At 67.8% G+C, this 14,135-nt stretch carries 14 protein-coding genes and 1 pseudogene; 8 read left to right on the top strand and 7 right to left on the bottom strand.

Translation table 11 applies throughout. The features are described from left to right. Window position 1 precedes the first annotated feature (1 nt). The 3 genes from EEB11_RS09015 to EEB11_RS09005 all read right to left on the bottom strand — a co-directional run bounded on the left by EEB11_RS09015 (window position 2) and on the right by EEB11_RS09005 (window position 2,950). Window positions 2-1,495 (bottom strand): efflux RND transporter periplasmic adaptor subunit, encoded by a 1,494-nt coding sequence (locus EEB11_RS09015; RefSeq protein WP_135430446.1) that lies wholly within the window; start codon window positions 1,493-1,495, stop codon window positions 2-4. A gap of 94 nt (window positions 1,496-1,589) precedes the next feature. Then, window positions 1,590-2,132, bottom strand: a complete 543-nt coding sequence (gene moaB / locus EEB11_RS09010; RefSeq protein WP_135430444.1) for a molybdenum cofactor biosynthesis protein B — start codon at window positions 2,130-2,132, stop codon at window positions 1,590-1,592. Continuing rightward, window positions 2,129-2,950, bottom strand: coding sequence for a uracil-DNA glycosylase (locus EEB11_RS09005; protein WP_135430442.1), 822 nt, complete (start codon window positions 2,948-2,950; stop codon window positions 2,129-2,131). Before EEB11_RS09005 ends, moaB begins: the two co-directional genes overlap by 4 nt. A gap of 112 nt (window positions 2,951-3,062) precedes the next feature. Between EEB11_RS09005 and EEB11_RS09000 the strand changes: the two genes are divergently transcribed. The 5 genes from EEB11_RS09000 to plsY are packed head-to-tail and all read left to right on the top strand — an operon-like array spanning window position 3,063 to window position 6,866. After that, a complete protein-coding gene (locus EEB11_RS09000) occupies window positions 3,063-4,025 on the top strand; it encodes an aspartate carbamoyltransferase catalytic subunit (RefSeq protein WP_135430773.1) in 963 nt (320 codons plus the stop codon). Further along, window positions 4,022-4,546: a hypothetical protein gene (locus EEB11_RS08995; protein ID WP_135430440.1), complete on the top strand. Its 525-nt coding sequence runs from the start codon at window positions 4,022-4,024 to the stop codon at window positions 4,544-4,546. The genes EEB11_RS09000 and EEB11_RS08995 overlap by 4 nt, the downstream gene beginning before the upstream one ends. Further along, entirely contained in the window at window positions 4,543-4,956 is a 414-nt protein-coding gene (locus EEB11_RS08990) for a hypothetical protein (RefSeq protein WP_135430438.1), read from the top strand. The genes EEB11_RS08995 and EEB11_RS08990 overlap by 4 nt, the downstream gene beginning before the upstream one ends. 26 nt (window positions 4,957-4,982) lie before the next feature. Continuing rightward, complete coding sequence (gene pyrC / locus EEB11_RS08985) at window positions 4,983-6,254, top strand: dihydroorotase (RefSeq protein ID WP_135430771.1); 1,272 nt, start codon at window positions 4,983-4,985, stop codon at window positions 6,252-6,254. A 6-nt stretch (window positions 6,255-6,260) separates the two neighbouring features. Continuing rightward, entirely contained in the window at window positions 6,261-6,866 is a 606-nt protein-coding gene (gene plsY / locus EEB11_RS08980; protein WP_135430436.1) for a glycerol-3-phosphate 1-O-acyltransferase PlsY, read from the top strand. Window positions 6,867-6,995: 129 nt separating this feature from the next. Here the strand turns inward: plsY and EEB11_RS08975 are convergent, their stop codons facing one another. The 3 genes from EEB11_RS08975 to EEB11_RS08965 all read right to left on the bottom strand — a co-directional run bounded on the left by EEB11_RS08975 (window position 6,996) and on the right by EEB11_RS08965 (window position 9,748). After that, window positions 6,996-8,342: a glutamate--cysteine ligase gene (locus EEB11_RS08975; RefSeq protein WP_135430434.1), complete on the bottom strand. Its 1,347-nt coding sequence runs from the start codon at window positions 8,340-8,342 to the stop codon at window positions 6,996-6,998. A 108-nt stretch (window positions 8,343-8,450) separates the two neighbouring features. Beyond that, window positions 8,451-9,017: a hypothetical protein gene (locus EEB11_RS08970; RefSeq protein WP_245298836.1), complete on the bottom strand. Its 567-nt coding sequence runs from the start codon at window positions 9,015-9,017 to the stop codon at window positions 8,451-8,453. Further along, complete coding sequence (locus tag EEB11_RS08965) at window positions 9,014-9,748, bottom strand: 16S rRNA (uracil(1498)-N(3))-methyltransferase (protein WP_135430432.1); 735 nt, start codon at window positions 9,746-9,748, stop codon at window positions 9,014-9,016. The genes EEB11_RS08970 and EEB11_RS08965 overlap by 4 nt, the downstream gene beginning before the upstream one ends. Before the next feature lie 30 nt (window positions 9,749-9,778). On the opposite strand from EEB11_RS08965, the gene ubiA reads away from it, so the two are divergent. From ubiA to pufQ, 3 genes and pseudogenes are all read left to right on the top strand, one after another. Next, window positions 9,779-10,765: a 4-hydroxybenzoate octaprenyltransferase gene (ubiA, locus tag EEB11_RS08960; RefSeq protein ID WP_245298847.1), complete on the top strand. Its 987-nt coding sequence runs from the start codon at window positions 9,779-9,781 to the stop codon at window positions 10,763-10,765. A 113-nt stretch (window positions 10,766-10,878) separates the two neighbouring features. Beyond that, window positions 10,879-12,894 (top strand): OmpA family protein, encoded by a 2,016-nt coding sequence (locus tag EEB11_RS08955; RefSeq protein WP_245298835.1) that lies wholly within the window; start codon window positions 10,879-10,881, stop codon window positions 12,892-12,894. A 14-nt stretch (window positions 12,895-12,908) separates the two neighbouring features. Continuing rightward, window positions 12,909-13,265 (top strand): annotated as a pseudogene (gene pufQ, locus EEB11_RS08950) (cytochrome PufQ); the annotation flags it as partial. 16 nt (window positions 13,266-13,281) lie between these two features. Here the strand turns inward: pufQ and EEB11_RS08945 are convergent. After that, entirely contained in the window at window positions 13,282-14,061 is a 780-nt protein-coding gene (locus tag EEB11_RS08945; protein ID WP_135430426.1) for a hormone-sensitive lipase, read from the bottom strand. Between the last annotated feature and the right edge of the window lie 74 nt (window positions 14,062-14,135).

Here is a 14,135-nt window from a genome sequence, read left to right as displayed (position 1 = left end):
CTCAGCCCCCCATCCGGTCTTCAAGCCGCGTCACCACCTGCGCGGGCACCTGATCCTGCGCCAGCTGCTCCAGCATCCGCGCCTTGGCCTCATCCGGCATCCGGGCATTGCCCTCGACAAAGGCAATCAGCCCGGCCCGCCGTTCGGGGGTAAGCTGGATGGTTTCGGTCAATGCGGCGGGCTGCACCTGCGCGCGGGCATCCGGTGACGCGTCAGTTGCGGTGGACCCCGGGCGGATCGGGTTGATCCTGATCCCCGCCCCCAGCAACGGCGAGCGTTCCACAACCACCTCGCGCCCGGCAATGCCGCGCACATCGACGATCACATCATCACCCTGCCGCCGCAGAACCGGCACCACCTGCACTTCCAGCCGGTCTTCGGCCCCGACCACCAGAATGCCGCCGGTGCTGTCCACCGCCGTGGCAGGCAACAGCGCCACGCCCGCCACCTCGGGCTCGGCAATCGCCACGGTGACAAAATCACCGGGCCGGAAACCACGCGCCGCGTCCAGCGCGGCATAGATCAGCCGCCCCGTTGCGCCTTCGCCCACAGCGGCGCCCACCCGATCGACCCGGCCCACGGCCGCAATTTCGGCCCCCAGCACATCCAGCGACACCGCAACCGGCGCGGCAATCAGGCTGCCCTGATCATCCAGCAGCCGCGAAAACTGCGCGGTCGACAGGCGGAACGACACTTCCAGCCGGTCCGGGTCGATCAGTTCGGCCAGCCGTTCATTGGCCCCGACCAGCCCGCCCGCCACCACGGTCACCCCGTTCAGCCGACCCGTGAAACTGGCGCGGATCACGGTATCATCCAGCGCGCGCTCTGCCTCGGCCAGCGCGATGCGCGCCCGGGTCAGACCGGACGCCGCCTGATCCACCCGCGCCTCGGCCTGCGCCAGCGCAGACCGGCGCGACAAGGTCGCCTGCTCTGCCGATGACAGCGCAAGCGCCGCCGTTTCCACCGCCGCCGCCGATCCCACACCCCGGGCCAGCAGATCCTCCTGCCGGGTCAGCGCCTGACGCCGCAGGTTTGCCTGTGCGTCCGCCGCCGCCAGATCGTCACGCGCCAGCAGCAGGCCTCGGTCGCCGTCGCGCACCTCGGCCTCGGCCTCGCTCACCCCCGCCTGTGCCAGATCGCGGGCCGATGTAGCATCCGCCGGGTCCAGCCGTACCAGCACCTGCCCTTGGGTCACGGTGGCCCCGTCCTCGACCCCGTCCGCTATCTCCAGCACGCGCCCACCCCTTGGCGCACGCAGTTCCAGCGTGCGGCGCGACCGGATCTCGCCAAAGGCCACCGTCTGCGGGGTCAGCACACCCGGCGTCACCGTCTGCACATTGGCGGAAAACACCCGTTCGCGCGCGGGCTGCGCGGGCCGTTCGGTCGACAGCCTTTCCGACAGCGCCCCCGCGATCAGACTGGCCCCAATTGCCAGCAGCCCCAATGTCAGGGCGGCCAGAAACAGGCCGGTCAGGGAACGCGCCAGAAATCGCATGAAAGCTCCGGGTCAAAGGACATTAAAATAGTAACGCGGCAAGGGTTCGCGTCCAGCCACAAGGCTGTTACGCTCCGGGCGGGCCGTTCCGTCGCTATTTCCGGCGCAGATGTTCGTCCAGCCGGGGCATGATCTCGACAAAGTTGCAGGGCCGGTGCCGGATATCCAGCTGCCAGCGCAAAATCTCGTCCCAGGCGTCGCGGCAGGCCCCCGGGCTGCCCGGCAGCGCAAACAGATAGGTGCCGCCCGCCACACCACCACAGGCGCGGCTTTGCACGGCCGAGGTGCCGATCTTTTGCATCGACACGATGGTGAACACCGTGCCGAACGCCTCGATCTCTTTCTCATAGACATCGCGGTGCGCCTCGACCGTCACATCGCGGCCCGTCAGGCCGGTGCCCCCGGTGGTCAGGATGACATCGACAGCCGCATCCGCGATCCAGTCGCGCAACTGCGCCGCAATCAGCGCCCGTTCATCGCTCACAATCCCCCGCGCCGCCAGCACATGCCCCGCGCCCGCGATCCGTTCCACCAGCGTATCGCCCGACCGGTCATCGGCCGCGGTGCGGGTGTCGCTCACGGTCAGCACCGCGATCCGCACCGGGATAAAGTCCTTGGTCTCGTCAATCCGGCTCATTTTACCAACCGCGCCTCCAGCGCCAGCAGATCTTCCCATGCCTCGCGCTTGGCCATGGGCGTGCGCAACAGGCCGTCCGGATGGATCATCGGCAAAACCGCCTTCCCCCCGAACGTCTGCCACTGCCCCCGCAGCCGTGCGATGCCCTGCAAACCCGTAAGCGCAGACAGAGGCGTGTTGCCCATGACCACAATCACTTCCGGGGCCACCAGCTCGATATGACGCATCACAAACGGCCGCATCATGGCAACATCCTCTGCCAAAGGCGCGCCACCCCCCAGACAGCGCCACGGCAGCACATGCGCCAGATACAGCCCCGCCTGCGCATCCTCGGCACTGCGCGACAGGCCGATCGCATCGAACATATCATCCAGCAAAGCCCCGGCACGGCCCACAAAAGGCCGTCCCTCACGGTCTTCCTCCGCCCCCGGTGCCTCGCCTAAAATCATCACCCGCGCGCCGGGTACACCATCGGCAAACACCATGTTGCGCGCGCCCCGCCGCAGCTCGCAATGCTCAAAGCCGGCCATCGCGGCGCGCAAATCGTCCAGCGTCGCCGCCCGCGCGGCCAGTGCCGCAGCTTCGGCCACGGCATCCACCTTCACGGCCTCGGGCAGCACCACCGTGGCGGCCACACGCGCCACCGGGGGGGCCGCCCCCGCCGGGGCCACCATCGGCGCAGGTTTCACGGCCTCGGGCAGGTCATAGCGGTTCAGCGGGTCATCCAGCAGCCATTCGTCAATGCCCAGATCCACCTGCCACAGCAGCGCCGCCTGCGCGGCATGCCAGTCCGACAGAATGTCTTGTGCGATTCCCATGCCGCAAAGGGTAGGCCCGCGCCCCCGCGCCCGCAAGGGACGGATCACCGTTGCCCATTGCGCGCCCCTTTGGCATAAGCACCCCAAACCCGCAGCCAGTCGTAAGGAGACCCTGATGTTCCGCGCACGCCATCTGCTGGGAATCGAGCATCTCTCGCCGCAGGAAATCCTCGCCATCCTCGATCTGGCGGACCGCTATGTCGATCTGAACCGCCGCACCGTCAAACAATCCGACGCGCTGGCGGGCATGACGCAGATCAACATGTTCTTTGAAAACTCCACCCGCACGCAGGCCAGTTTCGAGCTGGCGGGCAAACGGCTGGGGGCAGATGTGATGAACATGTCGGTCGCGCAAAGCAGCGTGAAAAAGGGCGAGACGCTGATCGACACCGCCATGACGCTGAACGCCATGCACCCCGATCTGCTGGTGGTGCGGCACGGGTCTTCCGGCGCGGTCAACCTGCTGGCGTCAAAGGTGAATTGCGCGGTGCTGAACGCAGGCGACGGGCGGCATGAACATCCCACCCAAGCCCTGCTCGACGCCCTCACCATCCGCCGCGCCAAGGGCCGCATCCAGCGCCTGACCGTGGCCATCTGCGGCGATATCGCGCACAGCCGGGTCGCGCGGTCAAACCTGATCCTGCTGGGCAAGATGGAAAACCGCATCCGCCTGATTGCCCCCCCCACCCTGATGCCCGCCGGCGTGGGTGAGTTCGGCTGCGAGCTGTTTGACGACATGCGCAAAGGTCTGGAAGGCGCCGATGTGGTGATGATGCTGCGCCTGCAACGCGAACGGATGGATGGCGGCTTCATCCCGTCGGAACGCGAATACTACCACCGCTATGGCTTGGACGCCGAAAAACTGACCCACGCCAAGCCCGATGCCATCGTCATGCACCCCGGCCCGATGAACCGCGGGGTCGAGATTGACGGCGAACTGGCCGATGACATCAACCGATCGGTCATTCAGGAACAGGTCGAAATGGGCGTCGCCGTGCGCATGGCCTGCATGGACCTTCTGGCCCGCAACCTGCGCGCCGACCGTGGGGCCAAGGCTGCGGGGGTGATGGCATGACCGATACACTCACCATCCCCCCGGGCTTTGAGCGTTGCGTCTGGGTCTTCGCCATCAACCTGCCCGAAAGCGAAGCCGAAGCCTTCGCGCGCGGCCCGCTGGCGGATGCCATGGGCGTCAACGCGGTCGACCCCGCCCACACCGAACTGCTCGACGCCGACGCCTTCACCGAATATGGGCTGTCGCGCTATCTGGCCGAAGGTCAGGGCATCGCCGAGGAAAGCCTCGCCGCCGACGCAGCCACCCTTGATGCCCTGCGCGGCCCGCTGCTGCTGGTCTTCCGCGCCGCGCTTGGCCAGGGCAGCCTGTCGCCCCGCCCGCCCCTGCAACTGATCGGGCGGTATGACGAGGTGCCCTCCCCCGCCCGCATCGGCATGGCCCCCTATAACCCCGAAGCCGACATTCTCCCGGTCCAAACCGCCAAACGCCCCTCTGACGCCGCGATGTCGGGCCGGGTGGCCACGGTGGTGCTGATCCTGCTGGCGATCTTTGTCGCCCTGTTCATCTGGGGGGCCGGATGACAGCGCCTGTCCTCAACGAAGGCGAAACGCTTCTGGCCACCTTCACCCCCGACCGCCTGACCTACTGGCGCGCGCATCTGATCATGGCGGTCGTGCTGGGTGCAGCGGTCGGCCTGTGGCTGCTGTGGCAGGGCAACCCCTATCCGGTCATGGGCCCCATCGGCGCGGCCCTCGCCATCGCCGCCCGCGCCGCCTACGTCGCCTCCGAAGCGCTGACCGATCTGTGGTATCTGACCTCGCACCGCTTGATCGGCCCGCGCGGGCTGACCGTGCCGCGCGTCCAGATCAAGACCGCGCGGCCCTTCTTCGGCTCGGTCCAGGTCACCACCACCACGGGTGACAAGCACCTGATCAAATACCTCGCCTCCCCCGCCGACGATGCGGCCCGCCTGACGGAAGGACTGCGATGACCCCTCTGCTGCACAAAGGCCCGCCGATGACCCTGTTTTTGGAAAACGCCCGCATCATCGACCCCGAAGGCGATACCATCATCTTAGGCAATGTGATCATCGACGCCGGTCAGATCGCCGCCATCGGCGCGGCCTCGGCCCCCAAGGGCGCGCAGGTCATCGACTGCGGCGGGGCCTGCCTTGCCCCAGGCATTATCGACTGGGGCGTAAAGATCGGCGAACCTGGCGAACGGCACAAGGAATCCTTCCGCTCCGCCGGTCTTGCGGCAGCGGCGGGCGGCGTCACGACGATCATCGCCCGCCCCGACACCACGCCCGCCATCGACACGCCCGAGGTGCTGGAATTCGTCACCCGCCGCGCGGCAGAGGCGTCGCCGGTGCGCATCCGCCATATGGCGGCCCTGACCAAGGGGCGCGACGGGCGCGAAATGACCGAGATCGGCTTTCTGCTCGACGCCGGGGCCATCGCCTTCACCGACGCCACCCGCGTCACCACCGACCCCAAGGTGCTGTCGCGCGCCCTCACCTACGCCCGCAGCCTGGGCGCACTGGTCATCGGCCACCCGCAGGAACCGGGGCTGTCGCACGGGGCCGCCGCCACCAGCGGCAAGTTCGCATCATTGCGCGGCATCCCGGCGGTGCATCCGATGGCCGAACGCATCGGGCTGGACCGCGACCTTGGCCTGATCGAGATGACAGGCGCGCGCTACCACGCCGACCAGATCACCACCGCCCGCAGCCTGCCCGCGCTGGAACGCGCCAAGGCCAATGGGCTGGACGTGACCGCAGGCGTGTCGATCCACCATCTGACGCTGAACGAATTCGACGTGGGCGATTACCGCACCTTCTTCAAGCTCACCCCGCCCCTGCGCTCCGAAGATGACCGTCTGGCGATGATCGACGCGGTGGCAAGCGGTCTGATCGACGTGATCGGCAGCTTCCACACGCCCGCAGACGAAGAATCCAAACGCCTGCCGTTTGAAGACGCCGCCAGCGGCGCCGTGGGCCTGCAGACCCTGCTCCCCGCCGCCCTGCGCCTGCTGCACGCGGGCCAACTGTCACTGCCACAACTGTTCCGCGCCCTGTCGCTGAACCCCGCCCGCCGCCTTGGCCTGCCGCAGGGCCGTATGGTGGAGGGTGCCCCTGCTGACCTTGTCCTGTTCAACCCCGACACGCCCTTCGTGCTTGACCGCTTCACCCTCCAGTCGAAATCGAAAAACACGCCCTTTGACGGCACACGGATGGAGGGTAAGGTTCTGGCAACCTTTGTCGCCGGCCATCAGGTTTACGGAGCCTAAAGCGAAATGCCCGACTTCACCTCTGCGCCGTTGGTGCTGGCCCTGACCGCCGCCCTTGCCTATCTGTTGGGCTCGGTGCCCTTTGGCGTGGTCATCACCCGCCTGTTCGGTCTGGGCGATCTGCGCGCCATAGGCTCCGGCAATATCGGGGCCACCAATGTGCTGCGCACCGGCAACAAACCTGCGGCCCTTGCCACCCTGCTGCTGGACGCGGGCAAAGGCGGCATCGCCGTGCTGATCGCCCGCGCGGTGGTGGGGCCGGATGCTGCTCAGGTGGCGGCGTTGTTCAGCTTTCTTGGCCACCTGTTCCCGGTCTGGCTGGGGTTCAAGGGCGGCAAGGGTGTGGCCACCTTCCTCGGCACGCTGCTGGCACTCGCCTGGCCCGTCGGCCTTGCCGCCTGCGCCACCTGGGCGGTGACGGCCGCCATCAGCCGCATCTCGTCGCTTTCGGCACTGGTCGCCGCCGCCCTGGCCCCGGTCTGGCTGGCGGTGCTGGGCTACCCGCAGATGACCTTGCTGTCCATCATCCTGGGTGCGCTGATCTTCGCCCGCCACAGCACCAACATCGCGCGCCTGCGTCGGGGCACCGAGCCAAGGATCGGCAAGAAATAACCCCCTACCGCCGTGCCCGCCTTCGACAGCTGATCCGATAGAGCGGCTGCGCCGCGTTGTTTTTATCTCGTCGCGCGGGCTGCGCCGCGTCTCCTCGGCAATGCGTTCCACACGGGGGGCTGGCCCCCTTCAGAGGCTGGCCGCCTGATAGATCGGGGTCAGTGAGCGATCCCATTCCGTTTCATACAACCGCAGCCAGCGGTCTGCCTGCACTTCGCCCTCAGCCAGCGACCGGTGCAAAGGCCCAAGATAGATCTCTTCGCCAAGCCCACGCGCCACCAGCCCCGCCTGCGACAGCGCCACCGCCGCGCGTGCCAGCGCCTCCAGCCGCACCCCATCCGCCTCGCCCTTCAGGGCAGAGACCGAGGCTGCAACGCGCAAGCCTTCGCGGGTGGCCGCATCAAACCCTTTGACCAGATCCCACGCCGCATCCAGCGCAGACTGGTCATACATCAGCCCCAGCCAGAAGGCGGGCAGCGCGTTGATATGCGCCTCATCCCCGCAATCGGCCCCGCGCATTTCGATGTATTTCTTGACACGCGCCTCGGGGAACACCGTGGTCATATGGTCAGCCCAGTCCGACAGGGTGGGCAATTCGCCCGGCAGCGCCGGCAACTCACCTTTCAGGAAATCGCGGAACGACTGGCCCAAAGCGTTGATGTACGTCCCGTCGCGGTAGACGAAATACATCGGCACATCCAGCACCCAGTCGACATAGGCCTGAAAGCCGAAGCCCTCATCAAAGGCAAACGGCAGCATCCCCGTGCGGCTGTCATCCAGCCCCCGCCAGATCCGGCTGCGCCAGCTGCGGTGGTCATTGGGCTTGCCATCAAAAAACGGGCTGGACGCAAACAGCGCCGTCGCCACCGGCTGCAGCGCAAGCGCCACCCGCAGCTTTTTCACCATATCCGCCTCAGACGCGTAGTCGAGGTTCACCTGCACGGTCGAGGTGCGGTACATCATCTGCGTGCCATGGGTGCCGACGCGGCCCATGTAATCGGTCATCAGCCGGTAGCGGCCCTTGGGCATCACCGGCATTTGCGCATGGGTCCATTCCGGCGCGGCGCCGATCCCCATGAAGCGCACACCCATCGGCCCGGCAATTTCTGCCACCTCGTCCAGATGCAGGCGCAGCTCTGCCGCCGTCTCGTGCATGTCGGACATCATGGCCCCCGACAATTCGAACTGCCCGCCGGGTTCCAGGCTGATATTGGCCCCGTTGCGGTGCAGGCCGATCACATTGCCGGCCTCGCGCACCGGAGTCCAGCCAAAGCGCGCCTCAAGGCCCGCGAACAGGGCCGAGATTGAACGGTCGCCCGCATAAGGCAAGGGCGCATGGCTGCCCTCCAGCCAGCCGAATTTTTCATGCTCGGTGCCGATGCGCCAGTCGGATTTCGGCTTGTTGCCCGATTCCATCAGCTCTGCCAGCTGATGAAAAGACTCGATCTGACCGCCGCCGGATTGTGGAATGGACATGGGCTTCAGGCTCCGGCTGTGGTCACTGGGTTTGCGCCTCACAGGTGTCTTGCGCCGTGGCCCGAGTCAAGACGGCGCGATGCAGCAGCGGCGACATATCACAAAACGTTATTGGTCCGCCGGGCGCGCGCCGCCTTGCGCCACCACCCCGCGCCCGGCCCTGCGCCAGACCACCCGGTTTTCGCCACCCGCCATCACTGCGCGGCTGCCAGTGCCGGGCACTGGGGCCAGCGCCGCCAGCAGATCGGCGCTCGACAACCCCGGCAGGCTGGAAAACGCGTCGAACAGCGCCTCGGCCCCCGCCGCCTCGACCGGAATCAGCAGGGCCTGCCCGTCGGTCTGCTTCAACCGCCACAGCCGCCGCCCGCGCATCGAAATCAGCCGCAGCTCTGCCAGATCGCGCAACGACACAAAGCCGCCCACCTGCGGGCCCATATAGCTGACCTGCCCCTCATCCACCTGCACCACGCCCGGGGCCTCGCCCACCGGCACAAAGCGCAGCCGCCGCCAGGCCAGCACGCCCAGAGCCACGCCGCCCAGGCCCACCGCCGCGCCCAAGGGAAGCAACAGATAGCCCCCCAGCCGCATCAGCCACAGGCCAAAGCCCAGCACCGCCACGCCCACAGCCACCTCGCGCCAGCGCCACAGCGCGGCCTGCGCCTCGGGGCGGATCATCGCCAGTCCCCTGCGGCCATCTGCCACAACACCAGCGCCGCCACCGCCGCTGTCTCGGCACGCAGGATGCGCGGACCCAGGCTGATGGGCCGCACAAAGGGCAGGCCGCGCAGCAGCGCCTTTTCGTCGTCGGAAAACCCACCCTCCGGCCCGATCAGAATCGCGCCTTGGGTACCCGCGTCAACGCCCGTCAGGGCCGCAGCGCCCGTCCCGGACCCCGCCAGCGCCTCATCGGCCCAGATCAGCACCCGCCCCTCGGGCCAGCCCGCCAGCGCGCGCTCCAGCGGCTGCACATCGCCCACCTGTGGTACCGATGTGGCCCCGCATTGCTCGGCCGCCTCGATCGCATGGGCCAGCTGCTTGTCCTGCCGCCAGCGCTCGCTTTGCGTGAACCGCGTGGTCACCGGCATCAGCCGCGACACCCCCAGCTCCACCGCCTTTTCCACGATGAAATTGGTGCGCTCCTTGCGGACCGGCGAAAACAGCAGCCACAGGTCGGGCGGCAACTGCAAGGCCCGGGTCTGCGCTTCGCACACCAGGGCCCCGCGCCGCTTGCCCGCATCCACCACCCGCGCCAGCCATTCGCCATCCCGCCCGTTGAACAGCAACACCCCTGCCCCCACGGCCAGACGCATCACCGCAAACAGATAGGTCGCCTGCTCGGGGCCGACCGCCACGGCTTGCCCCGCGCCCAAGGGCTGATCTACATAGAGTCTGACCTTTGTATCCATAGGCCCCACGCTATGACCCAATTCCCGGAAATGCCAGAGGTGGCGCACAGCCAATCGCCCGGACCATCCTCCGGCCAATCTTCCGGCCCTGTAGCCGACGCGCCAAAGGACAACTGGGTCGACCTCTACGCGCCGCCCCCCACCCGTCCCTACCTTCGGCTCAGCCGCGCGGACCGGCCCATCGGCACCTGGCTCTTGCTGATCCCCTGCTTCTGGGGCATCGCGCTTGCCGCGGCGGTGGATGGCTACCGCCTCTGGGATCTGTGGCTGGCGGTCAGCTGCGGCGCCGGGGCGTTCCTCATGCGCGGCGCGGGCTGCACCTGGAACGACATCACCGACCGCCACATCGACGGGAAAGTGGCCCGCACCCGGTCGCGCCCGATTCCCTCGGGTCAGGTTTCGGTGCGCCAGGCGCTGATCTGGATGGCGGTGCAGGCGGCCCTCGCCGCGCTCATCCTGTTCAGCTACAACTGGCTGGCCATCGGCCTTGGCATCGCCTCGCTGGCCCTGGTGGCGATCTACCCCTTTGCCAAGCGCTTCACATGGTGGCCGCAGCTGTTTCTGGGGCTCGCGTTCAACTGGGGCGCGGTTCTGGCCTGGGCGGCCCATGCAGGCACGGTGCCGCCGGCGGCAGTGGTGCTCTATGCGTCCGGCATCACATGGACGCTCTATTACGACACGATCTATGCCCATCAGGACCGCGAGGATGATGCCCTGATCGGCGTCAAATCCACCGCCCGGCTGTTTGGCACCCATACGGCGTGGTGGCTGAAGCTGTTCCTGCTCTCCACCGTGGCGCTGATGGCCTTGGCGGTGATCCTCGCCCTTTTGCCCACGCGCGATCCGTTGCAGCTGGCGCTCGCCCTTGGCGGGGTCTGGGCCTTTGGCTGGCATATGGTGCGGCAGATGGCGCGGCTGCGCGTCGATGACCCTGCCTCCTGCCTGACCCAGTTCCGCGCGAACCGCGACGCCGGGCTGATCGTTGCGCTGTTTCTTGCCGCCGCCGCCGCACTTTGATTGATCACGGCGGCTGCGGCTTTTAAACCGGCAAGGGAATCACCGGTCAACTGGCCGCGCCTCCCTGCCCGTCGGCCAAGGCCCGGTCAGGATCTTCAGTCAGGAACCGAGCCTTGCCCAAGCGCCTGCTTCTTCGCACCACCGCCCTGATGTCCACCACGCGGGCGCAGCTTGACAGCGGCCACCTGCCGCATGGCGTCATCGCCCTTGCTGCGGTCTCGGGGGCCGGTGTGGTGGCCGCCTTCGCCGCCTGGGCCTCGGCCCTGTGGATCGAATCCCGCTCGGAACAGCTCGTCACCTCGCGCCTGCTCGATGCTGGCATCACCTGGGCCGCGGCAGAGGCCGACGGTCTGCAACTGCACCTGATCGGCACCGCCCCGAATGAGGCCGCGCGCTTCCGCGCCGTCAATCTGGCGGGCACCGTCATCGACGCCTCGCGCGTGCGCGACATGCTGGATGTCACCCCGGTCAAGGCGATCGAGGCCCCAAAGTTCTCGGTCGAAATGCTGCGCAATGATGATGGCATCCAGCTGATCGGCCTGCTGCCCACCAGCGATTCCGCCGAGGCGCTGCTGACCGAAGCGCGCGCCTTGCGGTCTGACGGCGCCATCTCCGACATGCTGGAAACCGCCGCCTATCCCGCGCCCGAAGGCTGGGACGCAGCCTTTGCCTTCGGGATGGAGGCGGTCAAACGCCTGCCGCGGTCCAAGGTCTCGGTCGCGGCGGGCCGGGTCAGCGTCACTGCCATCGCCACCAGCGCCGAAGAGCAGCGCCGCCTGACGAACGAGCTGAACAACGCCCGGCCCGAAGGGCTGCAGGTGTCCATCGACATCTCGGCCCCGCGTCCGGTGCTGACCCCCTTTACCCTGCGCTTCGTGCTCGATGAACAGGGTGCGCGCTTTGATGCCTGCGCCGCCGACACCGACCGCGCCCGCGCCCGCATCATTGCCGCAGGCATGGCCGCCGGTGTGCCGGGCCGGCCAAGCTGCATCGTCGGCCTTGGCGTCCCCACCCCCAGCTGGGCCGATGCCGTTGCCACCGCCATCACCGCCGTCACGTCGCTTGGTGCCGCGACCATCACCTTTTCCGATGCCGATGTCTCGCTGGTCGCCGCCGACTCTGTGTCACAGTCCGACTTCGACCGCATCGTAGGCGAGCTGGACTCGGCCCTGCCCGAGGTGTTCTCGCTGACCGCCACGCTGGAACGCGCCACCGACGCGGCCCTTGGGCCTGCCGAATTCACCGCCACCTTGTCCGCCGATGGCCGGGTCGAGTTGCGGGGGCGCGTCACGGACGAGTTGCTGCGCAACGCCACCACCAGCTATGCCAAGGCCCGCTTCGGCGTGGGCAAGGTCTATTCCGCCACACGGCTCGACAATGACCTGCCCGATGGCTGGCCGGTCCGCGTGCTGGCCGGGCTCGAGGCTTTGGGCGAACTTGCCGAAGGCCGCCTGCTGGTCCGCGCCGACACGGTCGAGGTCGAAGGCGTCACCGGGTCGCAGATCGCACGCAGCCGCATCTCGCAGGTGCTGTCCGACAAACTGGGGCAGGGCCAGACCTTCAAGGTGTCTGTCCGCTATGATGAAGAGCTTGATCCCCTCGCCGCCCTGCCCACCCCGCAGGAATGTGCCGCCGATGTGACCGCCGTTCTGGCCGCGCGCAAGATCACCTTCCCCCCCGGTTCTGCCGAAATCGACGGCCAGACCGTGGGCATCATGGATGCCCTTGCCGAGGTGCTGGAAGATTGCCCCACCGTGCAGATGGAAATCGCGGGCTATACCGACAGCCAGGGCTCCGACAGCGGCAATCTGGCGCTCAGTCAGGCCCGCGCCGATGCGGTTCTGCTGGCGCTGCAAGGGCGCGGCGTCACAATCGATGCGCTCAAAGCCACCGGTTACGGCGAGGCGAACCCGATTGCCGACAACGCCACCGAGGCGGGGCGCGAAGCGAACCGCCGGATCGAATTCGTGCTGCTCGATCAACCCGGCGCGCCATCCGCTTCAACCGCAGGCAATCCGGCCAGCGCACAGGTCAGCGCCATACCGGGCGTGAACGATGAAGACAGCCCCTCGGTCGCCCCCACAGAAAAGACCCGCCGCCCCCTTGCGCGCCCGGCGCGTGACGGCTAGGCCAAACATGCCAGGCCCTTGCCACCCATGAAGCAGACCGCATGAACCGCACCGAATTCATCATCGTCACGGCGATCATCCTGATGGCTGCCTTCGCGCTGGGGTGGTTCTCGCACTGGATCATGCACCGCTTTGCCCGCGTCCCGGGCGGCGACATGGGCGAGATGGACCGCCTCTCGACCATGCTGCACGATGCCGAAGAAACCCGCGATCAGGCGATCATTTATCTGGAACAGCGCGAAGCCGAGCTGATGAACCAGATCGCCCAGACCGAGGCGGAACTGCGCGCCGCCATGGGGGGCCTTCGCGACGCAAGGCACGAGGCCGAAGAAATGCGCGCCTATATCGAACGGATGAACGCCAACTCCTGACCGGGTTCCTTGCCGCCTACAGCCCATCCAGACAGGCCGCCATCAGCGCAGACTCCGGGTCCGCCAATCCGTCAATCACATCAAAATGATGCCGCCCCGCCTCAACCGTCCACGGGCAGGCCCAGTCTTCAGCCAGCACCCGCGCCTGCCACAAAAACGCGGGCCGCTCCTGCCCGCCGACCCAGACATGGCAGCCCACCCCCGCGCGCGGGCGCAGCAGCGCCGGACTCTCCGCCACAGCCTCCGCGCTGTCCAGCCGCAGCGTGGCATTCATCCCGGTCGCCAGCAGCGGCCGCAGATCGGCCAGCGGCGACACCGGCACCACCCGCGCCACCTTCGGCCCGCCTTCGCAGGCCATCCGCGCCGCCAGATGCCCCCCCGCCGAATGCCCCGTCACCACCACCGGCCCCGCCACCCGCGCGGCCACCGCCCGCACCGCCGCCGCCACCTCGCGCGTCATCTGCGCAATCCGCGCCTCGGGCGCCAGCGTATAGGACGGCACCGCACAGGCCCAGCCCCGCCCCACCGCCCCCGCCGCCAGATGCGACCAGTCCGCCCGGTCAAAATCCATCCAGTAGCCGCCATGCACAAACACCAGCACGCCGCGCGCCGGGCCATCCGGCAGGAACAGGTCCAACCGCTGCCGCGCTCCCGGCCCATACACCAGCCCAAGCTCTCCGCGCATGCCCGCCCGGAACCCAGCCGCAGCCGCGCGCCAGCGCGGCACAAACTGATCAGCGCCCGCAATAAACGCACCATTGGCATAGGCCCGGTCGGCTTCGCTTGCAAATTCCATCCGTTCCGCCCCGATTTGATCAAAATTTCGGCGATGTCCCGCCCTGCCGCCCGACAGAACTGGACAGCCCGCGC

Origin of the sequence: Pseudotabrizicola sediminis (assembly GCF_004745575.1) — a bacterium.
Taxonomy (GTDB): domain Bacteria; phylum Pseudomonadota; class Alphaproteobacteria; order Rhodobacterales; family Rhodobacteraceae; genus Pseudotabrizicola; species Pseudotabrizicola sediminis.
The sequence above is the reverse complement of the archived record's forward strand: the minus strand, read 5'-3'. Positions and strand labels throughout refer to the sequence as shown.